Below are 24,235 nucleotides of genomic sequence, written 5' to 3'. Positions count from 1 at the left end.
AACTCGGAGGGAGGATCATGAACGGGGCGGGATGGCGACGCCGGTGTCGTTGTCGCGTTATTCGGCGAGTCCAGTGGCGAGGTGTCGCTGCCGCTACTGCACCCGGTGCCGACGAGCAGTGCTACAGCAGTTGCCAACAGCAGCACTCTTGTGACAGCAGGCCTTGCCGTGGTCCGCACGATTCCTCCCCGTTCTTGCGCGAATGCTCTGAGTGATCGTAGGCGACGTCAACACCCCTCGGCGCTGGCGCTGCTTGTCCCTGGTGCCGGTCGAGCAGAAGCCGCCCGGCCCCGCGCATGCCGTTGTCGAACGGGGCACTGACACTGCATCGGCTCCCTGGAGTTGTGAGCCGGACCGGGATCGAGGGAGGGCAACGGATGGAGGCGGAGCTCACCCTCTTAGCAGGCGCCGCAGGGACGACGATCGCGACGCTGCTGGCGACCGACACGTGGAACGGCATGCGGAACGGGGTGCTCGCACTGTGGCGACGCGTCCGACCGGACCACGAGGAGCAAGTCGCCGCCCAACTCGACGTCGCGCCGGGACCTCCTGGACGCGCGGGCCGGCGGTGACGAGGAGACCGAGCGGGAGATCGCTGCGGAGTGGCGAGGCCGCATCCGCCGTCTCCTGGTCACCCACCCCGAGCTGATGGCGGAACTGCGCTCCCTGCTGTACGAACTCGCGCCCGACACCCACACCACAGCGACCGTCACCCAACTCGCGAAGGCTTCTGGCAGCGCACGCGTCCACCAGGCCGGCCGCGACCTGAACGTCGACGAGCGGTGACCGGCCGCAACGACAGCCGGGCCACCGATCAGGGGCGCGTCTACCAGGCTTCAGGCGACCAGCGCATCATCGAGCACCACCATCACGGCACCGCCTGGATCGGCCCGGACTCGGTGCGGCGTCCGCCCATCGGCCGAGCACCGGCCATCCTCCGGGATGGCCACGAACTCGTCGGGCGCCTGAAGAAGGCGGTGACCGAGGACGCCGGAAACACCGTGTTCGTCCTGCGCGGCCTGGGAGGATGCGGCAAGACGGCCGTGGCGTGCGCACCCTTCGAACACGCCACCCGGGAACGCGGACGCCTGGGCCTGTGGGTCAACGCTTCCGATCAGGCATCCCTGCGGGCCGGGATGCTCGCGGTGGCTGCCGACCGCGGCGCCAGGGACGGCGAGCTGATGGCCGCGCGCAACGGCCCGCGCGCGGCGGCCGACCTGGCTTGGGACCATCTCGACCGGTCCGACCTGCCATGGCTGCTGGTATTGGACAACGCCGACGACCCGGCGGTGCTGCGGGACGGTGGGTGGCTGCGCACCACCAGCCCGCGGAACCGTCCTCATGACCACACGGCGGGCCGCCGGCCACCGATTGCCCGCCGCCGAGTTGCTGTATGCGGGTGTCCTGCCGCGTGACGAGGCGGCCCAGGTCCTGCGCGATCTGGCCCCCGGAACGGGCTCCGCCGACGACGCGGCCGCCATTGCCGACCGCCTCGGCCGCCTGCCGCTCGCCCTGACCCTGGCCGGCGGGTTCCTGGCCCACCAGGTGATCACCCCCTGGACGATGGAGGAGTACGGGCGTCGGCTGCAGGAGCGTCCGGATCCCATTGAACTGATCGACCAGAGCGTCACCGACGCGAGCAACGATTCACGTCACCTGGTGAGCGGAACGTGGCAGCTCGCCCTGAACTCCCTGGTCGGGCAGAACCTGCCCGAGGCTGCCACCCCGCTCCGCCTGCTGGTCGAACGGCCCGCTGCCCCTGTCGCTGCTGGCCGACGCCCGGCTCGACCTGCCGCTGCCTGCCGACCGGATGGAAGGGGTTCGGGGACTGCTCGATCACTCGTGAGCCGGGGCAACTACGCGACTGTGCAGACCGGCCCTATGTCAGTTCAGGAGACCTGTCGCTTCGAGGTGAGCCAGGAAGCCCGCGACGACGCGTGGCCGGGGCGCATCGGCCACGGCCGCGTCCGGCAGGCCGGCCTCAAGGCCCCACTCCGTGTTGAACCAGATGGACACGCCGTCGGCCACCACGGCGTTCCGCAGCCATTGGACGAATTCCGCCGCTGATTGAGCGGTGCAGTCTTCCAGGGAGATGCCCTCGGGGGCGAGCTTCGCCGTTCCCTCCAGCGTTTCCTCGCCCAGTGTGAAGCCGAAGTACATCGCCGATCCGCGCACCGGGCCTTCGTCCTCCGGTTGCAGACAGCGTGAACTCAGCGCTGGTGCGCTCCCGCAGGCTGGTCTCGACGAGGTCGTAGGTCAGGCCCCAGGTGGATGCTTCACCGGGGGTGAAGATGTATGTCGTGCGCAGCTCGGCGAGTTCAGAGGCTTCCATGGTGCAGGGTGCTCCAGAAGGGGGTGTTGTCAGTCAGAAGCTGTGTCAGAACCCATGTTTGACGCTCCGTGATTTGTGGACCAGCTGACGAGGTCGGCGTCTCGGGACGCGGTACAGGCCAGAAGCAACCATGTTGGCTTGGCATCTGGTGATGGTGGTGGTGTGAGGTGGACTCTGGGCGCATCGCCGGGCCGGGGTCCGCAGCCGCCGCAGGGACGCCGACGCTTCGGCCCCCGCCGGGTGGTGCGCCATGGCCCCAATGGTGGAGATGGTCGGGAAGGTCACACGGAGCCGTTACGACGAGCTGGTGGCCGAGTCTGTGGACATGGTGGAGGAGGACACCCGCTGCCAGTTCGCTCTCGGGGATGCGGCTCTGGAGCTGGTGCCGCTTCGCGGGCATGGCGGTCACCTGCCGCTCGACGAGGGTGCCCAGGGTGTGGAGGAGTCGCTGCGGCTGTTCGCCGAGGAGATCGGGCTGTCCTTCTATACGGTCCGTACGCACCGGTGGGTGGCCGCGCAGTGGCCCGCCGAGCATCGGCAGACAGGGGTCTCCTGGGAGGTGCACCGGATCCTGGCCTCCGTACCGGTCGTTTCGAGCTGATCGGGAACCCGCCGTTGAGCGAGCGCACCGGTCGGCGTCGGTGGAGTGCGGAGGTGGCCAAGAAGTTAGTGGGCTGGAAGACCGAGGAGGTCCTGGTCCTGGTCACCGCGCAGGAGAAGGTCGAGGCGATCCGTGAGCTGGCGCGTGATGACGAGGCGGTGGCGGCGCAGGTGGCCACCGACTTCCTGCGCCAGCCGGAAGTGGCGTTCAAAGCGATGCGCGACCCCGAGGCCCGGGAAAACGTGAACGAGGCCCAGTTCGAGCAGGCCGAACTCGAAGACGACGGTTCGAGGAGGACGGGTTCGAGGAGGACTATGACAACACCTTCGGTGCCGGCGAGGACGGGGCCCGGTTCGACGACCCGGCCCGCATCATGTATGTGCTGCGGACCGGTGTCGCGTGGCGCGATGTTCCCGCGGAGACGGTGGGCTGTTCCGGCGTGACGGCCTGGCGTCGGCTGCGGGACTGGACCGAGGCCGGCGTCTGGCCACGCCTGCACGCCGCCCTGCTGGCCGAGTTGCGCCGCGACGGCCTGCTGGACCTGGACGACTGCTCCGTGGACGGGTCGCATGTCCGGGCTCGCAAAGGGGGGATCATGTCGGCCCTTCACCGGTCGACCGCGCTCGCCCCGGCTCCAAGCACCACCTGATCGTCGACCGGCACGGAACCCCGCTCGCCGTCACCCTCACCGGCGGCAACCGGCACGACGTCATCCAGCTCCTGCCGCTGCTGGACGCCATCCCATCGATCCGGGGACTGCGGGGACGCCCCCGCCGCAAACCCCGGCGTCTGTGTGCGGACCGGGGCTACGACTTCGACAAATCCCGCCGCCTGCTGTGGAAGCGCGGCATCAAACCCCTGATCGCCCGACGCGGCATCGCCCACGGCTCCGGACTGGGCAAGGTGCGCTGGGTGGTCGAACGAGCCTTCGCCTGGCTCCACCAGTTCAAACGGCTCCGCATCCGCTACGAACGACGCGCCGACCTCCACCAGGCCTACTCGAACTGGCATGCAGCCACATATGCATCCGATGTCTGTCCGGCGCTCCAAGTGATCGACTAGGAGTCTGAGCGCAGTCCCAGGGTGCTGTGCTGAATCACGCCGGCCGGGGCATCTGCAGAACGCGGCTTTCGACGAGTCAACTCCACCAGCTTCGAGCGGAGCTCAGGCGCTGGTTCGCCAAGCACGATGGCGGTGATGACCAACTCAAGCATGACGCAGTCGTAGGCATCGTCCGTGCCTCCGTAGCGCTCGCCATCACGCTCTACCACGGCACTGACGATCCGCCATCCACCGCCATCAGCCGGCGCAAAGGTTGCCGCGAATACTCCGTAACCGGTCCAGCTTCGATGCAGGAAGGCAACCTCACCCTCTGTGAAGACGTCCCACTTCTCATCCATGTCCCGTGACGCGTAGCCACGCTGGATCCGCTCCCAGTCCTCATCTGACCAGATCCGCTGAGGCAGCTCCGGCATCGGCCGAGGAGCTGATATCGGCTGGACACGACACATGGACCGAGTTACAGGTTCGTCAGCAGGCATGGAGTGATCTTACGGACGAAGCCGAGCACGACAGCACTCTCTTCGCCATCCTCATTCTGAAACGATCAGTTACAGCAGACGGGACGGGTTTCAGATGTCGGAGGAGAGCCAGATGTGGATCTCCTACGAACGGGCGATCTTCCAGGCGGAACTGCACCGAATCACCAACTTCATCACCGGATCACCGCCCCGCACGCCAAGAAAGTCCCGGACGCCGAATGGGCCGTCCTCGAACCGCTCTTGCCCGTCCCGGCCTGCGAGTTGCCCACGGGCGGGCGTGCGGAGAAACATCCGCGCCGCAACGTCGTCGATGCCATCCGATACGTCAACGACTGGGTGCAATTGGAGGGCGGTTCCGGTTGACTCCGGCATCCCCTGGCGCACGGTTTACGGGGTTTCCAGCGATGGCGGGCGAGCGGGGACCTGGCCCGTATCCATGCCGAGCTGCACCAGATGGTCCGTGTTCATGACGGCCTCAATGCCCGCACCGTCGCGGTGATCCTGGACTCCCAGTCCGTCAAGGGTGCCGAGACGGTGGGCCAGGACACCCGCGGGTTTGACGGCGGGAAGCTGATCAACGGGAGGAAGCGGCACCTGGCGGTCGACATGCGCGGCATGGCCCTGGCCGTCATGGTCATCCCCGCGGCACCATACGACAGTATCCCCGCCCGCGACCAGCTGTTCCGTTTGCGACTGACCCATCCTGAACTCGCCGTCGCCGTCGCCGTCGCCGTCGCCGTCGCCGTCGCCTGGGCCGACTCGGCCTACGGCGGAACCCTTGTCGGCTGGTCCCACCCCTTCCTCGGCATCACCCTCAAGACGGTGCCCCGCCGCAAGGACCAGGACGGCTTCGCCGTTCTGGCAAAAAGGTGGCGTGTCGAGCGGGCGATCTCGTGGATCAGGAGAGCCAGGAGAACGTGCGCGACTACGAGAGGCTCGTCTCCCACGGCGAGGCCCACATCTCCTGGACCTTCATCACTCTCATGGTCCGCCGTCTCACCCGCCCGCCCCGCCCACCGCGCACGTCACCACATACCGTCGAGCCAGTGAAAGCAGTCGGCAGACCCAAGCCCATAGGCCTCCGAATGCAGCAGCCGACGGTCCGACTGGCCCCCACGGCCCTGCGCTGATTCCGAGGGTTCGAGGAACACCCCGTGTCGGATCGTGGCTAAGAACTTCTGTCTGGGCAACAGAAGACGCCGGGCAGGTCCCGTGACCGGGTTGACCAATGCTGGTCAGGAGACAGGCGCGTTTTCTTCAGAAGACGCCATGCCTTGTTGCTCCATGCCTTCGGGCGGGGTCGCCTTGAGCAGGACGGTGCCAATGACCAGGGCGGTCAGCGTGAATCCGGCCGCGGCGAGGAAGGCCACATGGTAGCCGCCGGCCAGCGATTCCGCCTCGGTCTTCCCTGCGGCGGTGAGGCTGTTCGTACGCGCGCTGACGAGAGCGCTCAGCACGGTCAGGCCCATGGCGCCCCCGATCTGCTGAGTGGTGTTGAACAGCCCGGAGGCGATGCCGGACTCGGCGGGCGTAACGGCAGACATACCGAGCCCCATGACGGCGGGCGCGGCCAGGCCGAAGCCCAGCCCCATGACAAGACTGGCTGGGAGGAAGTCCACCAGGTAGACGCCATTGACGCGGGCGAACGACAGCATGACGAACGCCCCGATGATGAGGGCGAGCCCCAGCAGGAGCATCGCGCGCTGGCCGAACCTGGTGATGAGCCGGGTTGAAAGGCCGAGGGACACCACCGCGATCACCACAGCGATGGGCACGAACCCCATACCGGCCTGCAGCGAGCTGTACTTCAGCACTTGCTGCAGGTAGAGCGTGCCGAAGAACAACAGGCCGAACATGCCGCCGATCATCAGGAACTGGACGATGTTGGCCGCGGTCAGGCTCCGCGAGCGGAAGAACCTCAGCGGCAGCAGCGGCTTGGCAGCCGTGGCCTGGCGGGCGACGAACCCGATCAGCAACAAGAGGGACACCGGACCGAGCAGCAAGGTCTGGAGCGCTCCCCAGCCAACACGCTCAGCGTCCACGATGGTGTACACCAAGAGCATCATGCCGGCCATGACCAGCAAGGCTCCCAGGAAGTCGGTGCTCTTGCCCATCCCCTCGCCGCGGTCCCGGGGGAGCACTCGCGCGCCGACCAGAACGAGGACGGCACCGATCGGTGCGTTGATGAAAAAGATCCAGTGCCAGCTGAGCAGATCGGTGAGAACGCCGCCGAGCAGCGGCCCTACCGCTCCGCCGCCCGCGGAGGCGAAGCTGTAAGCAGCGATGGCCTGGGCCTGCTCGCGACGCTCGGAGAACACGGTCGCGACCATTCCGAGGATGCAGGCTGAGGCGACCGCCCCACCGATCCCTTGGAGGAAGCGCGACGCAATCAACACAGTCTCACTGGCCGCGGCACCGCACAGAACCGACGAGGCACTGAACAGCACGATCCCGGTGAGGAAAACGGCCTTCCGTCCGATCAGGTCACCGAGCCGTCCGGCCAGCAACAGGAGCCCACCGAACGGGATGACGTAGGCGTTGACCACCCAGACGAGGTTCTCGGAGGAGAATCCGAGGCCACGCTGCACAGCGGGTAGCGCCACGTTCACGATGTTCTGGTCAAGGACGATCATCATCTGGCCGACACAGAGCAGGATGACGGTCAGCCACGGCGATGCACTCGCCCGTGCGTTGGGCAGGGGCATGGTCGAACCTCCCTTTGGGGAACTATTTGTTACAGCCGTCATCTTCTGTAACCATGAGGCGCTGGGGAAGGAGGCACTTTTATGTCACGCAGTCACACGCATGTGTCCCAGGAGGTCACCGCCCAGGCGTGTCCGCTTGTCGAGGTGATTGATCATGTGGCGGGCAAGTGGAGCATCAGCATCCTGGTCGCTGCCGCGCATGGCCCCGTCAGGTTCACCGAGCTGGAACGCTCCATCGAAGGCATCAGCCGGCGGATGCTCACCTTGAACCTGCGCAGACTCGAACGCGACGGCCTGTTGACGAGGACCGTTCATCCCACCGTGCCGCCGAAGGTCGAATACAACCTCACTTCCATGGCACGAGAGCTGCACTCATACCTCACCGGCCTCGTGGAGTGGGCGGAGCGGCATCGTGGTTCCATCGCCCAGGCCCGAACTGCCTACGACTCCACAGCCGCGGCCACGCAAGCCGGTCAGCCTCACCCGTAGGCAGGGGGCGACAGGTCAGCCGACCTGATTGCGCCTGCAGCCTGAGGAGGACGAGCAGGGGCTCGGTGTCGGGGTATCGACCGGGCGGATGAGCTGCTGGGCGCGCGGGGCGTGTTGCAGGAGATGAAGGAGGAGGTCGCGCGGGCGCGGTATCCGGCGTTCTTCCGCGACGCGGCGAAGTTGGAGACTGAGGCCGTCGACCTGCACGCGTACGCGAACCAGGCGGTGCCGGGGCTGTTGCAGACCGAGGAGTACGAGCGCTTGCCGGTCACCGCGGCTGGAACTCGACCTCCGGACGATCAGGCACGGGGCCGTCGAGCAGGGGGCGTGACATGCCACGCAGATGCATGTCGAAGAAGGCGGCCGTGTAGTCGCGCGTGTGCTGCCATGCGCGCTCCGCCGACAGCGGCGCCGCGGGATCTGTCAGACCGAGCTGCTCCGCCAGGAACAGAAGATCCGTGAACGAGAAGTGTTCGGCGCCCGAGACTGTCAGCCGGCGCTTCCAGCCGTCGAGACGGGCCCAGGCCTCCTGCCAGTCGCTCTCGGTGTCGCCGGGGCCGTGGTCGGCTGCGGACCCCGTCCTCATGAACGGGTGGGCGTCCAGGCCCGTTTCGGGAAGACGGGCGAAGAAGTCCCCGTCCAGGTTGACGCCGGCGCGCACACGCCGGTCCTGAGCCATGAGCGTGGCGGCGGAGGCGCCTCCGACGGAGTGTCCTGCCGCGCCGATCCGCCTCGAGTCGATCATGAGCGCGTACGAAAGGGTGCGGTGCCCTTGCGTCGTCCGTCGAGGCGTTCGCGGCGACGTCAATCGGTCGATCACGAAGGACAGGTCCTGCGCCCGTCTCAGGGCGACCCGTGCCCGCTCCTCTCGTGTGGCCACGTGGTCGCACGCCAGACAGGTGAGCACGCGACCGCCGGGGAAGGCCGTCCCGACGGACTCGTAGGCGTGGTCCACGGCGGCGACGACGTACCCCCGGCTCGCCAGGTCCTCCGCCAGGGCGGTGAGCGAACTGCGGGACACCGAGAAGCCCGGTGACAGCACCATCAGCGGGAAGCGGCCGCCCGCAGGGCGGGCGTTCACGCGTGCATGGGTGCGGGTTCCGCTGAGGGCCGTGGCGGGGACGACCCCGTCAAGTCCCCGCGACTCCAGCAGAAGCCGGGCTCCTCCTCGGTCATGTAGGCCGCCGAACGACCCCTTCCGGCCTGTGCGGGATAGTGCACCGACACCATGAGCTCCCGGGCGGCCGAGGGCATCCACGGGTCGCTGCGCCGGTGGTCGGTCAGGTGCAGGGTCTGCGTCCCGACGGGGTGGCGGCCCGTGGGGCGGGGCAACTCGATCCCGGCTTCCCCCTCTATGCCGGCCGAGAAGGCGGCGGGGACGGGGGCGGGGACGGCCGAGGCGGCCCCCGGGCCTTGGAACGCGAAAGTCAGCGAAAGCCCGAGCAGGGCGGAAACGGTGGCATTGCGGTGTCTGTCCATGCCCCGCACGCTAGACGGCAGGTACCGTGAACTCGTCGCTCTGCAGGGGTAGTTGAAGCGTCGGCCCGGAGAGGTACCGGCTCCGCCTCAGGGCGCACGTACACCGCCCGGGCGCCCCCTGCCCGTACGTCCCGGCCGACGCCGCGCCCAGCGCCAGGACCGCGACCGGCCTCACCGCCGGGCGGGTGCCCGACCGGGGGTGCCCCCGGAAGCGGTCGGCGCGACCCGGATCGTGTGGAGGTCTCGTACCGGCCCTCGTCTGCTACTCGCCGGTAAGGAATGATGCCGGACAACCATCCACGCGTCCACGGGCGGAGCCAGCGGTGACGACATTCGAGGAACAGACAACGGTGCACGCGTTCCGCGACGATGCTCTCGGGGAGCACGACGCGGTCGGGCTCGCCGAGGCGATCCGGCGCAGGGAGGTCGGCGCCGCCGAGGCCGCCCGTGACGCGGTGGCGCGGGTCAGGGCGGTGGAGGCGCGGCTCAACGCCGTCGAGGTGCACATGGACGACCCCGCACCCGACCGGGAGGCCGGCGGCGCCTTCGCGGGGGTGCCGACCTTCGTCAAGGACAGCACCGACTACCGGGGACTGCCCACCGGACACGGCAGCGGCGCGTTCGCTCCGAGGGCCGCTCGCCGGCACGCGCCCTTCACCCGGCAGTACTTGAGCAGCGGCGTCACCGTGCTCGGCAAGACCCGGTTGCCCGAGTTCGGGTTCAGCCCGACCACGGAGTACGAGGACGCGGAACCCGTCCGCAACCCGTGGGGCACCGGTCACTCGGCGGGCGGTTCGTCCGGCGGCAGCGCGGCGCTCGTCGCGGCCGGGGCCGTGCCCATCGCGCACGCCAACGACGGCGGCGGCTCGATCCGCATCCCCGCCGCCTGCTGCGGACTCGTCGGTCTGAAGCCGACCCGCGGCAGGGTCGTGGCCAACGCGCAGAGCCGCCAACTGCCGCTCGACATCGTGGGCGACGGCATCGTGAGCCGCACGGTGCGGGACTCCGCCGCGTTCCTGGCCGCCGCCGAGACGCACTGGCGGAACCCGAAGCTGCCGCCCGTCGGCCTGGTCGAAGGCCCCTCGGGGCGGCGGCTGCGCATCGGGCTCATGCTCGACTCGCCGAACGGTGTCCGAACCGACGACGCCGGCCGCGCGGCCGTCATGGACACGGCGGCGACGCTCGAGCGGCTCGGCCACACCGTATCGCCGGTCCGACCGGCGATCGACCCCCGCTTCACCGAGGACTTCCTCACCTACTGGGGCATGCTGTCGTTCCTGATCGGCGTCACGGGCCGCACCCTCGGCGACGGCTTCGACCGGCGCCGCATGGACGGTCTCAGCCGAGGACTGCGCGAGATGTACGTGAAGAAGTGGTCGAGCACCCCTGGTGTGGTGCGGAGGCTGAGGCGTACGCGCGAGGCGTACGCTGCGGCGTTCCGGGGGGTCGACCTCGTGCTTTCACCCGTACTCGCCCACACCACGCCGCCGATCGGCCACCTCGCCCCGACGGTCCCCTTCCCGACGCTGATCGAACGGATCCTCGCGTACGTGGCGTTCACGCCGGTCAACAACGTCGTCGGCACGCCGTCCATCTCGGTGCCCGCCGCGAGCGTGACGGACGAGGGGCTGCCCATCGGTGTCATGTTCTCCGGCCGCCCCGGCGACGAACGGACCCTTCTGGAGGTCGCGTTCGTCCTGGAGGCCGACCGTCCCTTCCGGCGCATCCAGGACCTCTGACCTCGGGGGCCGGCGTCCGCGGCACCACAGACGTAGGCCACCGGTGCCGCGGCCGGCGGCTCCGGGCGGTGACCGCCCTCCTCGGCGCGGACGCTCCTGTGTTCAGACAGTGCCGCGGAAGACGTATGCCGTCATCTGGGCGGTGACCGGGCCTGAACCCAGACGGGCCGTCATCTCCTCGATGACCGTGGCACGGGCGGCCGGCCCGCCGCCGCGCTCCTCGACGGCCGCGCGCACCGGTGTCCCGGCGAGGAACCCGGTGGCGACGTCGGTGGCCGACGCCGCCCGGCCCTCCAGCGTCAGCTCCTGCTCCTCCTCAACAGCGAACCCGGCGGCCGTCAGGTCGGCGGCCACGACAGCGGGGTCGGCGTAACCGTGCGGGACCGTGGGGAGGAACTGCGGCGGGTCGACCGGAAAGGCCCGCTCCAGCCCGTACTGCAGCGCGGCTCCGAAGGCGTGCGTGCCGAGCGGGCCCCAGGTGTTGAACAGAAACCCGCCACCCGGTGCCAGCACCCGGCGGACCTCGGTGAAGGCCGCAACCCGGTCAGGGAAGAACATCACGCCGAACTGGCAGACCACCAGGTCGAAGCCGCCGTCCCGGAACGGCAGCCGCTGCGCGTCGGCCTGTCGCCACGCCGCGTCAGGGGACCGGGCCGACCCGAAGGCGACCATGGCCTCGTTGAGATCGGTGGCCGTCACCTCGGCCGACGGTGCCGCCGCGATCAGCTCCGAGGTCAACACGCCTGTCCCGGCGGCGAGTTCGAGAACACGCCGGGGGTGGAGTGCCGCCGCTCGGGCGGCCAGATCCTCGGCGAAGGGCCGGAAGACCACCGGCACGAGGTACTGCTCGTAGGCCGCCGGCATGGACTCGGACCACCGCCGCTCGGCGTCGATTCCTGTCACCTTCATCACGGTAGCGCCGCCTCAGGAAATCCCCGCCCAGCCGCGCCGCCATGCGACCTGGAGCCGACCGTGCCTGCCGACGCGACAGGCGAACACTGCCTGACGCGGCACTGGGCGACGGCGGCGGCGAGCGGGCAGCGTGGGGCGCGGCCCAGGAGTCGGCGCAGGTCGCCACCGGTGGGGGACAGGAAGCCGGCCGCGACGGCGGAGCAGGTGCCCACCAGCATCGGCACCTGGAACGGCTCGGCGCCACCGGCCGCGATGCGCGCGCGGGTCCGGGCGAGTGTCTCCGGCTCGTAGGTGACGTGCGGTCCGTGGGCCCGCGCCAAGTCCGCTCCGCCCACGGCCTGTTCGCCGACGAGTTCGTAGACACGCCCCGCATGGGCGGAGGCCTCCACCGTCACGCGGACCGCCGCGTCGGCCAGATCCGCGCGGGCCACGGCCGCCAGGCGGCCCTCGCCGAGCGGGGCGGTGATCCGCCCGTCCGCGGACGGAGCCGCGATCCGTGCGAGCAGCTCCGCGTAGAGGCCGTTGCGCAGGATCGTCCAGTCCATGGTGCTCTCCTGGATCCGGCGCTCGGTCCAGCGGTGCGGCAGGGCGTAGGGGAGGTGGTCGCCCGCGGCGGTCAGGCTCGTATAGACGACGTGCCGCACCCCGCTCTTCTCCGCTGCGTCGAGCGCGGCGCGGTGCCGGGCGATCACGGTGTCGTCCTCGCCGTAGCCCGCGGAGATCAGCAGCAGCACGTCCACGCCTTCGAAGCCCTTGACGAGGGTGCGCGGCTCGTCGAAGTCGAGGCGGCGGACAGGCAGCGGGGCCTGGAGCTGTCCGGGATCCCGAGTGCCCAGGATCGTGTCGTCGCGGTCGCCCAACCGCTGTGCGATCAGTGTGCCCAGGGCGCCGGCGGCTCCGGTGACCAGGATCATCAGGGTATTTCCGTTCCGGTAGGTTCTCTTCGGTGACCGGGACCAGCCTGCGGGTTCGTGTCAGGGAGCGTAAGGAGGCACTTCGATGTCAGTGGGGCACACGGAAGTAACCACCACCGCACCCGTCGTCAGTTGCGGGGAGGAACACGAAGACTGCGGGATCCGTGATGTGCTCGACCGGATCGGCGACAAGTGGTCGGTCCTGATCGTGGTCGAACTGGCCCAGGGAGTACGCCGCTTCCGCCAGTTGCAGCGTGCCGTACCCGGTATCTCGCAGCGCATGCTGACCCTCACCGTGCGCCGGCTCGAGCGGGACGGACTGATCACCCGGACCGTGTATCCGACGGTGCCTCCACAGGTCGAGTACGAGCTCACGACGATGGGCCACGCCCTCACCCACCTGGTGAAGGCCCTCGCGGACTGGTCGGCCGAGCACCGCGACGCCATCGCGCGAGCACGCGAGGCATGGGATGCCGAGCACCCCGGCTCCGGCATCCGCTGACCGGGCGGTGCCGACGGGCGCCCCAGCCGCATGCCAGGTCGGCCGCCGCATGGGCCGGGCCGCCGGCGCGCGGCCACCGCACCCGATTCCGTCGTCCTCGTCCTCGTCCTCGTCCGCGACGGCGCCTGCCGCGGGTACGGGCGATTCGCCGAGCGCCCCGAGGCCACCGCGCTCCGGACGACCTCGTGATCCGTCATGGCAATTACCCACCAGGAAGGTGACCCCGACGTGACCGCCAAATACGACGTCAAGCGCGCGCTGAAGACGTGCTACGCGCCCAAGAACACGGTCTGGGAACTCGTCGACATCCCCGAGCTCCACTTCCTCGCCATCGACGGGCACGGCGACCCGAACACCACCGACGAGTACCGCCGAGCGGTCGAGGCGCTCTACGCGGTCGCCTACACCGTCAAGTTCGCGAGCAAGGGCGACCTCGGCAAGGACTTCGTCGTGGGCCCGCTCGAGGGACTGTGGTGGGCGGACGACATGGACGACTTCCTGGCCAGACGCAAGGACAACTGGCGGTGGAGACTGCTCCTCAACGTCCCGGACTGGATCACCGGCGACATGATCGACGGCGCCCAGCACACCGCCCTGACCAAGAAGAAGCTGCCGGCAATCGAGAACGTCCGGTCAGAGACCTTGCACGAGGGCACCAGCGCCCAGGTCCTCCACATCGGCTCCTACGACGACGAGACACCGATCCTGACGAGCCTGCACCACGAGTACCTACCCGCCAACAACCTGCGGGAGGCGGGGCTGCACCACGAGATCTACCTCAGCGACCCACGCAGGACCGCGCCCGCCGGGCTCAGGACGATTCTGCGGCAGCCCGTGGAAGGGCGGTCCGGGTGAGTGGCTGCGGGGTGTCCGGAAAGACGGCTGCCTCGTCGGCGGTGACGTCGAAAAAGATTGACTGCGCTCCTGTCGAGCCGGGTCAGCCCAGGAAGCCGGTGACGGCACGGACGAACCCCTCCGGGGCGTCGTGCCAGGGGAAGTGGCCGGCGCCCGGCAGCACGACGGTCTCGGCGTGAGGGAACGCCTCTGCGGCCGCGGCCACCGTGCGCGGCGGTGCGGCGACGTCGAACTCGGCCGCCAGCAGCAGAGTCCGTCCCTCGAACCCGGCCAGTGCTTCGCGAGTCGCCGCGGGAGTGAAGGCGCCCTCCGCGTCGTACACCGCCGCGGCCTCCCGGTTCCGCTGATCCGCACCCGCCGCACGGTGCGCGCGGGCCGCAGCGTCCCACCGTCCGTGGGTGAAGGGGGCGACCGCCTCCCAGTCGGCGTCCGTCGCCCGGTTCTCGGTGATCGCCTTCAGCGCCTCGAAGGCAGCGGGGAACCATTCCTCTTCACGCCGCAGCCGCGCGATCTCCAAACGGTCCTCGGGCGTGACCCGGCCGCCGACGGCCTGGGCGGCGGGCGTCACGAGCACCAGGTCGGAGACCCGCTTCGGGTACCGGGCCGTGTAGAGCGTCGCCAGCTCCGCCCCGGCCGAGTGTCCGAGGAGACGCATCCGGTCGAGACCGAGGTGCAGGCGCAGCGCCTCGACGTCGTCCACCTGGCGGTCACAGCGGTACGAGGCGGGGTCGGTGGCGGCTGCGGACGCGCCCGTGCCGCGCAGGTCGAGCCCGACCACCCGGTGGCCGGCCGCTGCCAGGCCCCCGAGGTCGCCGAAGTAGGCGGATGCCCGCATGGGGCCGCCCGGCAGGCAGATCAACGGCGGACCGTCACCGGAGACATGGCAGGCGAGAACGGTCCCGTCAGGGGCGTGGAAGGTGGGCATGGCCCGACCCTGTCAGCACCTGCCAGGAGGGTCAAGCGAGCCGCTGCCGTACGCCGGTCGGGGCCGCCCGGGTTCCGGGACTGCAGAGGTGGCACAGGCCGTGGGCGCCTCGGTCGCTCCCGACGCTGCCGTGATCGCGCCCGTCCCCTTGACTCCGGCCCGCCGTCCGCGGCACCGCCCGGAGGGGTCGGTGGCGCTCGACGAACTGCTCCACTGCGTCGGACACGTGGTGCTCCCCGTAGCGGGTCCGGACCGCGTCGGATTGCCGGGCACGCGTGATCGGCGCGCTGTGGCGTCGAGGTGCCGCTGTTCCGCGCCCGCCCGGTGCCGTGGCGTCACCACGGATCGACCGGCAACCGGTCCTCGACATGGTCCTCGCTGTAGCCGAGCCGTTCGGCGATCGCCTCGAAGCGGGCCCGGCGGGCTTCGTCGATCGTGACGTCGCAGGTGCCGAGAGTCTGCAGGAGCAGGCGGAACGCGAGGTCCGGGTCGACGGCCGTGACGCACGCCTCCAGCGCCGGCACGGCGCTGCGGAGCGCCGGGGCTCCGGCGTACTCCGGACGGTCCGTCAGTTCCGGGGCGGCCTGCCGCACCTCGCGCAGGACCGGGTCCGCCGACTTTGTCCGGGCGGGCGACACGAAGGGGACGTAGGCGGGGTCCACATCCTTCAGCCGCTCCAGGCACACCTCGGCGATCTGCTCGAGCCACGTCCGGCCGTCGGCGTCGAAGTCGTCGGTGTCGTTCCACCGTCCCGACGCCGCTCGCCACAGTGCGGTCACCGCGTCGTCCGGCAGGGCGGAGCGCGACAGGCGCTGTACGTCCTCCAGAAGCACCGCCGCCTGTGATCCCGGGACGAGCCCGGCGTCGGCATGGGCGACGCGCTCGATGTTCTCGCGCAGCGTCCCTTCCTGACGCCAGCCCGACCCGTGGAAGACGGCCGCGAGGACGGGCAGCCCGAAACGCCCGTACGCGAAGTCGCGCCGGCCGGGGTCGACGGGGGGCCACCTCACGGTCAGCCCCTCGTACACGGCGGACCCCGGGTAGGCCAGGCGGTCGCCGATCTCAAGGAGCCGGTCGTACCGGTCCGCCTCGATCGGAACGGAGTAGGCCTTCGCGGCACGCAGGAACATCCGGAACCCCAGGTCCGCGTCCGCATTCCGCACGACCCGGCGCAGGGCCGCGACGACGCCGGGTACGGCGACGCGGCGCTCGAGACCGGCCGCGGCCAGGTCGATCTCCGCGGTGACGGCACGGCTCAGTTCCTCCTCCGGCACCACCGGCCCGGCCTGCTCCGGTGCGTCACCGTCGAACTCCGGCACCACCGGCCCGGCCTGCTCCGGTGCGCCACCGTCGAACCCGCCAGGCTCCGCCCCCGGCGCCGGGCACACATCGGCGACACGGCGCAGCCACGCCCGCATGTCCGTGCCGTCCTCCACCGGGTCGAAGCAGCCGCGCGTGGCGGCCAGCCACACGGTGTGGAGGACCGTGTCCGGAAGCCGGGAGTCCAGCAGCAGCCGGGCGTCCCTGCCCAGTTGCTCGTCCTCGTCCTCGGTCGCCGCCCGCCGCGCGAGGGCGAGCACGGTCGGCCCGTCGAGGCGCAGCGTCGAACGGGAGCACACGGTCCCGGCCAGGCCGCTGAGGCCGAAGTCCGCTTCATGGCTGACGTAGTGGACCGGGCGTGTCCGGTGCGTCATGGGGCCTCCTGATGGGTGCGGGCACCCCTCCGCCCGGAGGGGTGCCCGCTGTTCTCGTCGGTGCGGATCAGTGCGGTGCTGTCACGGAAGCGGGTAGGCCGTGAAGACGACGTACTTGCTGGGCTTGTGCTGCTTGCCCACGTACTTCAGCAGGATCCTCACCTTGTTGCTCGCCGCTTCACCGGCAGCGGGGCCGCCGACCTTGAAGACGGTGCCGAGGGACCCTTCGTTCCTGAGCGTCCACTCGATGGGGAGGGCGTCCCGCTTCGCGTCGAAGATGTAACCCGGCTTGCCCTGCTTCTGGGCCTCCTTCTTCACCCAGGCGTCCAGCCGCTCCGCATTGCGGGGCTCCCGGATCCACTGCTGCATGGCCTCGTCCACCGCACGGGCCGCGGTCGCCTCGTCGGTCCACCTGCCGGCGACCCCGCCCTGCGCCTTCCTGGCCTTCTCCATCATCTGGGCATCGGTCTTGTTGACGTGCTGCTCCAGGGTGTGCGCCCCTCCGACGCCCTCGTCGGCCACGATGTTCGTGCAGTTGTGGACGAGGAGGTCCTGCGCGGACCCCTCGGGGCGGACGTAGAACGTGCGCAGACCGCCGACCGTCAGGTCGAACACCTCGGTGGGGGAGAGGTCGCCCCGCTGCGCGAGTCCGGTCACGGGACGGAGCGAGCCGTCCGGTGTGCGCATCCGGTCGCCCACCCGGAGGTCGGAGACCAGCACCCAGCCGCGGCCTTCGACGTAGAACCTGTGGCCGACGGTGCTGGCCAGCTCACCGCCCGCCACCGAGATGTCCACGAGCCTTCGCGTGTCGTGCCGGAAGGTGTCGACCACCGGCCGGGCGACGGACCGTCCGGACGACAGGTCCGTCGCGAGGACGAGGTCACCGGTGCGTACGTCGCGGATGGCCTTGCGGGTGCCGTCCGGCATCCGGACCTGCGTGTCGCCGGGGAAGCTGTTGACCCTGCAGGCGGTGGCCACGTCCTCGTAGGTGTTGACCGTGCTCTGGAGCTTGGCCAGCGTCGCCGGGTCCAGGTCCAGGGTCTTGAGCGCCTTGAACGCGTCGGCGACGCCGACACCGGTGTGCATGGCGGCGTCGAGGGCACGGATGCCCTCGGCGATCTTGGCGAAGGCCTTGCCCGGGATGAAGTTGGACGCGGCCCAGGCACAGGCGCCGGCGCTGCCGTGATAGCAGTCGACGAAGTCCTGGACCAGGACGGCCTTGATGAGCTGGTAGACGACCGTCTGCTGGATCAGGTCGAGCTTGCTGAAGTACCGCGTGACCTTCTGCTTCAGACCCGGGAAGGTCTTGGTCTCGAGAAGCAGGGTGTTCTCCGGCGGGCAGCCGGACGCCGTGGCCGGCACCTCGGGGTCGGTGCAGAGGTAGAAGTCGACGGTCGCCGTGAACGTCACGTCGAAGGTGACGGTGCAGCCTTCGAAGCCGATCTCGATGACGCAGTCGCCCAGCTGCTTGGCGTCGGTGACCTTGATGGTGTCCTCGTCGACGACGTACCAGGTGCCGCCGATGCCGGTGCCGGCTCCCGTGGAGACCTGCTGGTTGGCCTTCTTGCGTTCTGCGGACTCCGCTGCCTGCTGGGCGGATTCGGCGTACTTCTGGGCGTCCTTCGCCGCTTGTTCGGCGGCGGTGGCGGCGGCGTCGGCGCGGGTGGCCGCCGCACGGGCGTCCTTGGCGGCCTGCTCGGCCGCGGCTGCGGCGTCGCGGGCGGCCTGGGCGTCCAGCGCGGCCGCGTCGGCGGACGCGCGGGCGTCGGCGGCGTGGCCCTCGGCCCGGCCGGCGGCCTTGTCGGCGGCCGCCGCGTCCTCGGTGGCCTTGCGGTCGTACTCGATGGTGCGGGCCAGCGACGCCGAGGCCAAGGACGCGGCCTTGGCGGCGTCGGCCGCGTGGCCGAGTGCCTCCTTGGAGTAGGTACGGGCGCGGGCCGCATGGCCGGCGGCGTTCGCGGCGTGCTGGTAGGCGGCCTTCGCGTCGCCCTGCGCGGCCTCGGCCAGGCTCTGGGCGAGCGCGGCCTCCTGCTGCGCGTTCTTGGCGTGCGCGTCGGCGACTGCCTTCTGCTGTTCGGCTATCGACTTCGATGCCTGCCCGGTCAGCACGACCAGGCTCGCGGCCGAGTCCGTGGTGACGTACGGGGAGCCGAGCTGGATGGCGTCGTTGGCGGGCTTGGCGACCTGCGCCGCTGCGTTCCCGGCGTCCACGGCGGCCTGGGCCGTGACGTGCGCGAAGCCGGCCGCCTTCGCCGAGGCCACGAGCGCCTTGCCTGCCTCCTTGTTCGCCTCGTCCGCGTGGGCTTTGGCGGCCTTGGCGTCCTTCTCCGCCTCGTCGGCCAGCTTGACTGCCGCCGCCGCTTCCGCGGAGGCGTGCGCGGAGGCGTCGATCGCGTCCGCTGCGGCGCTCGTCGCGGTCCGCACCGCGGCGTCCGCCTTCAGCTTCGCCGCCTGCGCGGCATTCGCGTCCGAGCGGGCCCGCTTCGCGGCCGCCTCGGCACGGGTGGCCGCCGCGTCCGCGTCGGCCGCCGCCTGCGTCGCAGCGTCGGCCGCGGTACGGGCCCGGCCCGCCGCAGCCTCCGCGTCATCGGCGTGCCCCGCCGCCGCGTCGGCCGCCGCCCTCGACTCCTTGGCGTTGGCATCGGACTCGTGCGCCTGAGCGAACGCCTCCTTCGCGATCGCCTTGGCCCGCGCCGCGTTCGCCTTCTGTTCCGCGTCCCACGCGTCGTCCCGCAGATCACGCGCCTTGTCGCGGGACTTCTCCGCCGCGTTCTTCTTCTCGACCGCGGTGCCCTCGGCCGACTCCGCCGCCTCCTTGGCCGACTGCGCCTTCGACGCCTCGGCCTCGGCGGTCCTACGGTGCTGCGCCGCCTCGGTCTGCCTGGCCGCCGCGGTCGCCTTCTCCTTCTCGGCCGTCTTCTCCTCGGCCTCCGCCGACAACCGCTTGGCGTGCGCCTCGGCGGCGGCCGCCTTGGCGTCCGCCTCCGCCTGCACCGCGACCGCCAGCTTGGCCTCGGCCGTCTCCTTGTCCTTCTTGGCGTTGTCCCGGTGCACCTTGGCCGCGTCGGCCGCCGCTTTGGCCTGCAACTCGGCGGTGTACGCGGCCTCCTTGCGGAACTCCGCCTTCGACTGCGCGGCCTGCGCCAGCGCACGCTGCGCGATGGTGTGGCTGTCGCCTGCCGACGCGCGGGTGGCGGCCTCGGCGGTCTCGCCGGCCTTCACCATCGCCTCCAGCGCGGCTGCCGCACCCTGGGTGACCTGCGCCTTCTGCTGACCGACCAGCAGACCACGACCTCGCGGCGCACCGATCTTGTCGGCGACGGCATAGGCGGCCTGCTCGGAGCTGTCGGAGGCGGTCGCCGACGCCTTCGCCGCGGCGGCGTGCTTCTTCAGGACGGCGAGCTGTGCCTTCGCCCCTGCCTGCGCCGCGGCCACACCACGCTTCGCCTTGTCGAACTGCGCCTTGTCCGGGTAGGAGAGGCTGTCCGTCCCCTTGTGGCCGGACGGCTCGATGCCGAACCGCTGCGGCGCGGCGCCGCTGCACGTCCACAGCCGGGCGTTGACGCTGTTGTCGTACTTGGGCATGTCCAGGCACTTGCCGGTGCCGCTGTTCTTCAGCGGGCCGGTGGCGCGGATGTTGGACTCCCACGTCTGCGCCGGGCTGCTGTTGCACGTCCAGATCCGGATCTTCGTGCCGTTGGCGCTGTCGTTGCCCGCGACGTCCAGGCACTTCTGGGAGTTGACGTTGCGCAGATGCATGCCGAGGTCGTCGCCCTCGAGCAGCCACTGCTGCGCGGCTGACCCGTTGCACGTGTAGACCTGCACCGGGGTGCCGTTGGCCGTCTTGGCGCCCTCGACGTCGAGGCACTTGCCCGTGGTGCCGCGCAGCTCGATCACGACCGGGCTGTCACCGATCCAGCCGAGTCCGCCGGCGGACCAGTAGTTCTGCCAGCGGGCGAGGCGGTCGGCGACCCAGGAGTGTCCCAGCATCTCGCCGAGCGCCTTCGAGCCGGAGGCGAGGGCCTGCGTGGCGTCCTTGTTGGCGTTCAGCAGTTGGTTGCGCTGCGTGGCCTGGGAGGCGATCTCGTGCTGCCACTCGGCGGCGGCGGTCTCGCTGATCGGCGCGAGGACGTTGCTCGGGTCGAGCGGGTCACGCCAGGCGCAGGAGGCGAAACGCGTCTTCAGATCCTCGACGGCGATGCGGAATTCGGCCGACCCCGCCACCGGCGCGGTACGGGGGAAGCCGCCGGAGGTCAGGAACATCCGGGCGTCGTCCGCGCCGGTGGGGTGGAGCCCCGATTCGGTCAGCCACTTGAAGGCGTCGCGCTCGGCGAGGGCCCGGTTCCACTCGTCCGAGGGGAGCGAGGGGTCGGGGTCCTCCGGGTAGAGCGGGGTGCCGAGGTCGGTGACGGCCTTGCGCGTCGCGTCGTCGGCCTCGGGGGTCGAGTCCTCGTAGAAGTCGAACTCGTCCTTCCAGAACCGGTCGGCGGTCCACCGCGTCAGACCGGTCTGGGTGTAGAAGTCCTCGCCCTCGCGGGTCCCGGGCGGCCAGTGGAAGCCGGTAACGGTGAACCCGGCGGGGGTCTCCAGCCCGTCGAGAGGCGCCTTCCAGCCGTCCCGGACGGCGTGGAGGGCGTCCAGCTCCTTGCCGGCCGCGTCGCGGTCCTTGGTGTACGCCTTGGCGAGCGGTGTGTCCTCCCAGTGGTCCCGGTCGGCCAGTGCGTGGAGCTTGTCCTGCGGCTGGTTGAGGCCGTCCTGGCCGATCGCGGCCATGGCCGGACCGCCCACACGCAGCACGTCGGACATCAGGCACTGGTCCTGCCGCAGCTGTTCGGCGGCGGTGTCGTCGTACCAGTCGTGGGAGTCACTCGCCGCAGCAGTGCGCTGTCCGGCGAACCGGTCCGCCGCAGCGGGCTGGGCCAGGCCGCCGAGGACGGCGAGCGCCGCCACGGACGTGACGAGGGGGGTGAGTATCGGAACTTTGCGTGCTCGGGTTCTGAGCAACCCTGGTCTGGGGCGCACAAGACATCCTTCGTGGTGGACGAGGGCAGTAGGGGTGGCCCGTCGGAGGAGGCGGAACCGGTGCGCGCCGATCAGGCCGTTGTCCCGGCCTCGGCACAGGCACGGCAGGCTGCTTGGTCCAAGTCGGCCTGTGTGGTGAGCCGGTGTCGTGGCATGACGGTCCATCCCTCCCCGTGGCGGCACCGTTCCCCCGGCCGCCGGTCGGTGTGCGCGCCACGGTGGAGCGGTCAAGGTCCACCACGCGCGCGGCGATCACCATAGGCACAGGTCAGCGTGGGTGAGCAAGGGCCGATTTCAGCGCCCGGGGCCCCACTTCACGGCCGTGTGCGCGGCGTTCTTCGCGGCATCTGCTGTGCAAGTCCCGTGCGTGCGCCAGGAGTTATCTGTGTGTCTTCTGTGAAGACGGAGTGGCGGTGCGGGGGAGTCCCGGCCAGAAGTTGACCGATAGTCACCCCATCGCCGTGGGCGTGCATGTGCCGGGGCCGGACCGATGGAACCGCACGACAGTGGACCTCGGCTCCTTGAGGGTTGCCACGGCGAAACGCGGCTCCCTGAGACCGTCCACGCCGCGGAAGGGCTCACCGGGGAGCGGCTGCACGGGGGCGCCGTACGCAGCAGCGCACCGCCCCCGGTGCTGTGCGGTACCGGGGGCGGTGCGGGAGTGGTGCGCGGGTGCGGGACGACGCGGAAGGCAGGCGTCAGCCGACGAGTTGCTCGTACGCCGGCAGCGTCAGGAAGTCCTCGTAGTTCTCGTCCAGCGCCACCTTCAGCAGCAGGTCGTGCGCCTGCTGCCAGTTGCCCGCCGTGAACGCCTCCTCGCCGAGCTCCTCGCGGATGGCGGTCAGTTCCTCCGCCGCGACCCTCCGCGCCAGCTCCGGAGTCGCGCGCTCGCCGTTCTCGAAGACGACGCCCGCGTTGATCCACTGCCAGATCTGGGAGCGGGAGATCTCCGCCGTCGCCGCGTCCTCCATCAGGTTGAAGATCGCCACCGCGCCGAGGCCGCGCAGCCACGCCTCGATGTAGCGGATGCCGACCTGGACGGCGTTGCGCAGGCCCTCGTACGTGGGCCTGGCGTCGAGGGAGTCGATCGCGATCAGGTCGCCGGGCGCCACGGAGACGTCCTCGCGCAGGCGGTCCTTCTGGTTCGGCCGGTCGCCGAGGACCGCGTCGAAGGACGCCATCGCGATCGGGACCAGGTCCGGGTGGGCGACCCACGAGCCGTCGAAGCCGTCGCCGGCCTCGCGGTCCTTGTCCGCCTTGACCTTCTCGAACGCGACCTTGTTGACCTCGGCGTCCTTGCGGGACGGGATGAACGCGGCCATGCCGCCGATCGCGTGCGCGCCGCGCTTGTGGCAGGTGCGCACCAGCAGTTCGGTGTACGCCCGCATGAACGGGGCGGTCATCGTCACCGCGTTGCGGTCCGGGAGGACGAACTTCTCGCCGCCGTCGCGGAAGTTCTTGACGATGGAGAACAGGTAGTCCCAGCGGCCGGCGTTCAGGCCGGAGGCGTGGTCGCGGAGCTCGTAGAGGATCTCCTCCATCTCGTACGCCGCGGTGATCGTCTCGATCAGCACGGTCGCGCGGACCGAGCCCTGCGGGACACCGACGTGGTCCTGGGCGAAGACGAAGATGTCGTTCCAGAGGCGGGCCTCCAGGTGGGACTCGGTCTTCGGCAGGTAGAAGTACGGGCCCTTGCCGAGGTCCAGCAGGCGCCGGGCGTTGTGGAAGAAGTAGAGGCCGAAGTCGACCAGCGCGCCGGGCACCGGCGTGCCGTCCACGGTCAGGTGGCGCTCGGCGAGGTGCCAGCCGCGCGGGCGCATCACGACGGTCGCGAGCTCCTCCGCGGGCTTCAGGGCGTACGTCTTGCCCGACCTCGGGTCGGTGAAGTCGATCCGGCGCTCGTAGGCGTCGATGAGATTGAGCTGGCCGAGGATCACGTTCTCCCAGGTGGGGGCGGACGCGTCCTCGAAGTCGGCGAGCCAGACCTTCGCGCCCGAGTTGAGGGCGTTGATGGTCATCTTGCGGTCGGTCGGTCCGGTGATCTCCACGCGCCGGTCGTTCAGGGCCGCGGGGGCCTCTGCGACCTTCCAGGAGTCGTCCGCGCGGATCGCGGCGGTCTCCGGGAGGAAGTCCAGCGTGGAGGTGCGGGCGATCTCGGCGCGGCGTTCTGCGCGGCGGGCGAGCAGCTCGTCACGGCGCGGGGTGAAGCGCCGGTGCAGCTCGGCCACGAACGCGAGGGCCGCGTCGGTGAGGACCTCTTCCTGCCGGGGCAGGGGCTCGGCTTCGACGATGGCCAGCGGGGACGGCGCTGGTGCGGACATGAGCTGTCACTTCCTTCAGCGAGCTTCACATGCTTCGCATGCTTCACGGGCGGTGCGGGGGCGCCGTGCGGCCGCCGGGTCGCCGGGACGGCACTCAGTGCCAGTGGCTCCGGGGTACGGCCGAAGGCGCCGTCCGAGCAGTCAGGCGCTTCTGATCAGTGGATACTAGTTATCGCATGGTGGAAGTTCAATGGTTTGTTGATG

At 70.3% G+C, this 24,235-nt stretch carries 18 protein-coding genes and 4 pseudogenes; 12 read left to right on the top strand and 10 right to left on the bottom strand.

Translation table 11 applies throughout. The features are described from left to right. The first annotated feature begins 648 nt into the window (after nt 1–648). Both SPRI_RS39210 and SPRI_RS07140 read left to right on the top strand, forming a co-directional pair. Complete coding sequence (locus SPRI_RS39210; RefSeq protein ID WP_234020342.1) at nt 649–786, top strand: hypothetical protein; 138 nt, start codon at nt 649–651, stop codon at nt 784–786. Beyond that, nucleotides 783–1,843 (top strand): annotated as a pseudogene (locus SPRI_RS07140) (NB-ARC domain-containing protein); the annotation flags it as partial. The gene SPRI_RS39210 and the pseudogene SPRI_RS07140, both read left to right, overlap by 4 nt. Nucleotides 1,844–1,884: 41 nt before the next feature. Here the strand turns inward: SPRI_RS07140 and SPRI_RS38450 are convergent. Next, nucleotides 1,885–2,160: a hypothetical protein gene (locus SPRI_RS38450; protein WP_158685141.1), complete on the bottom strand. Its 276-nt coding sequence runs from the start codon at nt 2,158–2,160 to the stop codon at nt 1,885–1,887. A 422-nt stretch (nt 2,161–2,582) separates the two neighbouring features. Between SPRI_RS38450 and SPRI_RS38780 the strand changes: the two genes are divergently transcribed. The 3 genes and pseudogenes from SPRI_RS38780 to SPRI_RS36920 all read left to right on the top strand — a co-directional run. Then, nucleotides 2,583–2,933 carry a hypothetical protein gene (locus tag SPRI_RS38780; protein ID WP_063805328.1) on the top strand — a complete coding sequence of 117 codons (351 nt, stop codon included), beginning with the start codon at nt 2,583–2,585 and terminating at the stop codon, nt 2,931–2,933. Then, on the top strand, nt 2,837–3,376 hold the full coding sequence (locus SPRI_RS38775; RefSeq protein ID WP_324615991.1) for a DUF6192 family protein: 540 nt from the start codon (nt 2,837–2,839) through the stop codon (nt 3,374–3,376). The genes SPRI_RS38780 and SPRI_RS38775 overlap by 97 nt, the downstream gene beginning before the upstream one ends. Further along, nucleotides 3,298–4,003 (top strand): annotated as a pseudogene (locus SPRI_RS36920) (IS5 family transposase); the annotation flags it as partial. The gene SPRI_RS38775 and the pseudogene SPRI_RS36920, both read left to right, overlap by 79 nt. On the opposite strand, the gene SPRI_RS07110 reads toward SPRI_RS36920, so the two are convergent. Then, a complete protein-coding gene (locus SPRI_RS07110; RefSeq protein WP_005309829.1) occupies nt 3,992–4,408 on the bottom strand; it encodes a hypothetical protein in 417 nt (138 codons plus the stop codon). The pseudogene SPRI_RS36920 and the gene SPRI_RS07110 sit on opposite strands and share 12 nt — an antisense overlap. A 180-nt stretch (nt 4,409–4,588) precedes the next feature. On the opposite strand from SPRI_RS07110, the gene SPRI_RS36915 reads away from it, so the two are divergent. Both SPRI_RS36915 and SPRI_RS07105 read left to right on the top strand, forming a co-directional pair. Further along, nucleotides 4,589–4,837 carry a transposase gene (locus tag SPRI_RS36915; RefSeq protein ID WP_078535210.1) on the top strand — a complete coding sequence of 83 codons (249 nt, stop codon included), beginning with the start codon at nt 4,589–4,591 and terminating at the stop codon, nt 4,835–4,837. Nucleotides 4,838–4,927: 90 nt separating this feature from the next. After that, nucleotides 4,928–5,524 (top strand): IS5/IS1182 family transposase, encoded by a 597-nt coding sequence (locus SPRI_RS07105; protein ID WP_063805327.1) that lies wholly within the window; start codon nt 4,928–4,930, stop codon nt 5,522–5,524. A gap of 185 nt (nt 5,525–5,709) precedes the next feature. Here the strand turns inward: SPRI_RS07105 and SPRI_RS07100 are convergent, their stop codons facing one another. Beyond that, complete coding sequence (locus SPRI_RS07100) at nt 5,710–7,179, bottom strand: MFS transporter (protein ID WP_037773356.1); 1,470 nt, start codon at nt 7,177–7,179, stop codon at nt 5,710–5,712. A gap of 81 nt (nt 7,180–7,260) precedes the next feature. Here SPRI_RS07100 and SPRI_RS07095 point away from each other — a divergent pair, with 81 nt between their 5' ends. Beyond that, nucleotides 7,261–7,668 carry a winged helix-turn-helix transcriptional regulator gene (locus tag SPRI_RS07095; RefSeq protein WP_005309823.1) on the top strand — a complete coding sequence of 136 codons (408 nt, stop codon included), beginning with the start codon at nt 7,261–7,263 and terminating at the stop codon, nt 7,666–7,668. A gap of 69 nt (nt 7,669–7,737) precedes the next feature. Next, nucleotides 7,738–7,929 (top strand): annotated as a pseudogene (locus SPRI_RS39205) (Scr1 family TA system antitoxin-like transcriptional regulator); the annotation flags it as partial. Between the two features lie 7 nt (nt 7,930–7,936). Here SPRI_RS39205 and SPRI_RS07090 read toward each other — a convergent pair. After that, nucleotides 7,937–9,147 (bottom strand): annotated as a pseudogene (locus SPRI_RS07090) (alpha/beta hydrolase family protein). A gap of 323 nt (nt 9,148–9,470) precedes the next feature. Here SPRI_RS07090 and SPRI_RS07085 point away from each other — a divergent pair. Then, nucleotides 9,471–10,886, top strand: coding sequence for an amidase (locus SPRI_RS07085; RefSeq protein ID WP_005309818.1), 1,416 nt, complete (start codon nt 9,471–9,473; stop codon nt 10,884–10,886). A 102-nt stretch (nt 10,887–10,988) separates the two neighbouring features. On the opposite strand, the gene SPRI_RS07080 is transcribed toward SPRI_RS07085, so the two are convergent. Both SPRI_RS07080 and SPRI_RS07075 read right to left on the bottom strand, forming a co-directional pair. Further along, the gene (locus tag SPRI_RS07080; protein ID WP_005309816.1) at nt 10,989–11,795 is read right to left on the bottom strand and encodes a class I SAM-dependent methyltransferase; all 807 of its coding nucleotides are present in this window, start codon (nt 11,793–11,795) and stop codon (nt 10,989–10,991) included. Then, on the bottom strand, nt 11,795–12,712 hold the full coding sequence (locus tag SPRI_RS07075; protein WP_037773354.1) for an NAD(P)H-binding protein: 918 nt from the start codon (nt 12,710–12,712) through the stop codon (nt 11,795–11,797). The genes SPRI_RS07080 and SPRI_RS07075 overlap by 1 nt, the downstream gene beginning before the upstream one ends. Nucleotides 12,713–12,797: 85 nt before the next feature. On the opposite strand from SPRI_RS07075, the gene SPRI_RS07070 reads away from it, so the two are divergent. Both SPRI_RS07070 and SPRI_RS07065 read left to right on the top strand, forming a co-directional pair. Then, nucleotides 12,798–13,214, top strand: a complete 417-nt coding sequence (locus SPRI_RS07070) for a winged helix-turn-helix transcriptional regulator (RefSeq protein ID WP_005309812.1) — start codon at nt 12,798–12,800, stop codon at nt 13,212–13,214. Nucleotides 13,215–13,442: 228 nt separating this feature from the next. Then, entirely contained in the window at nt 13,443–14,069 is a 627-nt protein-coding gene (locus SPRI_RS07065) for a GyrI-like domain-containing protein (RefSeq protein ID WP_005309811.1), read from the top strand. Nucleotides 14,070–14,151: 82 nt separating this feature from the next. Here the strand turns inward: SPRI_RS07065 and SPRI_RS07060 are convergent, their stop codons facing one another. From SPRI_RS07060 to aceB, 4 genes are all read right to left on the bottom strand, one after another. Beyond that, nucleotides 14,152–14,994, bottom strand: coding sequence for an alpha/beta fold hydrolase (locus SPRI_RS07060; protein WP_005309809.1), 843 nt, complete (start codon nt 14,992–14,994; stop codon nt 14,152–14,154). A gap of 335 nt (nt 14,995–15,329) precedes the next feature. Next, complete coding sequence (locus SPRI_RS07055; RefSeq protein WP_005309807.1) at nt 15,330–16,688, bottom strand: hypothetical protein; 1,359 nt, start codon at nt 16,686–16,688, stop codon at nt 15,330–15,332. Nucleotides 16,689–16,769: 81 nt separating this feature from the next. Further along, a complete protein-coding gene (locus tag SPRI_RS07050) occupies nt 16,770–21,638 on the bottom strand; it encodes an RICIN domain-containing protein (protein WP_053557700.1) in 4,869 nt (1,622 codons plus the stop codon). A gap of 770 nt (nt 21,639–22,408) precedes the next feature. Next, nucleotides 22,409–24,031, bottom strand: coding sequence for a malate synthase A (aceB, locus tag SPRI_RS07045; protein ID WP_005309801.1), 1,623 nt, complete (start codon nt 24,029–24,031; stop codon nt 22,409–22,411). Between the last annotated feature and the right edge of the window lie 204 nt (nt 24,032–24,235).

Origin of the sequence: Streptomyces pristinaespiralis (assembly GCF_001278075.1) — a bacterium.
Classification (GTDB): domain Bacteria; phylum Actinomycetota; class Actinomycetes; order Streptomycetales; family Streptomycetaceae; genus Streptomyces; species Streptomyces pristinaespiralis.
Note: the sequence above shows the minus strand (reverse complement) of the source record. Positions and strands in the feature narration are given on the sequence as shown.

What these genes read in the sequence shown, in the direction of transcription:
- SPRI_RS39210 (WP_234020342.1), top strand. Translation starts at nt 649, where the DNA reads ATGGCGGAACTGCGCTCCCTGCTGTACGAACTCGCGCCCGACACCCAC.
- SPRI_RS38450 (WP_158685141.1), bottom strand. Translation starts at nt 2,160, where the DNA reads ATGTACTTCGGCTTCACACTGGGCGAGGAAACGCTGGAGGGAACGGCG.
- SPRI_RS38780 (WP_063805328.1), top strand. Translation starts at nt 2,583, where the DNA reads ATGGCCCCAATGGTGGAGATGGTCGGGAAGGTCACACGGAGCCGTTAC.
- SPRI_RS07110 (WP_005309829.1), bottom strand. Translation starts at nt 4,408, where the DNA reads ATGCCGGAGCTGCCTCAGCGGATCTGGTCAGATGAGGACTGGGAGCGG.
- SPRI_RS07105 (WP_063805327.1), top strand. Translation starts at nt 4,928, where the DNA reads ATGGTCCGTGTTCATGACGGCCTCAATGCCCGCACCGTCGCGGTGATC.
- SPRI_RS07100 (WP_037773356.1), bottom strand. Translation starts at nt 7,179, where the DNA reads ATGCCCCTGCCCAACGCACGGGCGAGTGCATCGCCGTGGCTGACCGTC.
- SPRI_RS07095 (WP_005309823.1), top strand. Translation starts at nt 7,261, where the DNA reads ATGTCACGCAGTCACACGCATGTGTCCCAGGAGGTCACCGCCCAGGCG.
- SPRI_RS07080 (WP_005309816.1), bottom strand. Translation starts at nt 11,795, where the DNA reads ATGAAGGTGACAGGAATCGACGCCGAGCGGCGGTGGTCCGAGTCCATG.
- SPRI_RS07075 (WP_037773354.1), bottom strand. Translation starts at nt 12,712, where the DNA reads ATGATCCTGGTCACCGGAGCCGCCGGCGCCCTGGGCACACTGATCGCA.
- SPRI_RS07070 (WP_005309812.1), top strand. Translation starts at nt 12,798, where the DNA reads ATGTCAGTGGGGCACACGGAAGTAACCACCACCGCACCCGTCGTCAGT.
- SPRI_RS07060 (WP_005309809.1), bottom strand. Translation starts at nt 14,994, where the DNA reads ATGCCCACCTTCCACGCCCCTGACGGGACCGTTCTCGCCTGCCATGTC.
- SPRI_RS07055 (WP_005309807.1), bottom strand. Translation starts at nt 16,688, where the DNA reads ATGACGCACCGGACACGCCCGGTCCACTACGTCAGCCATGAAGCGGAC.
- aceB (WP_005309801.1), bottom strand. Translation starts at nt 24,031, where the DNA reads ATGTCCGCACCAGCGCCGTCCCCGCTGGCCATCGTCGAAGCCGAGCCC.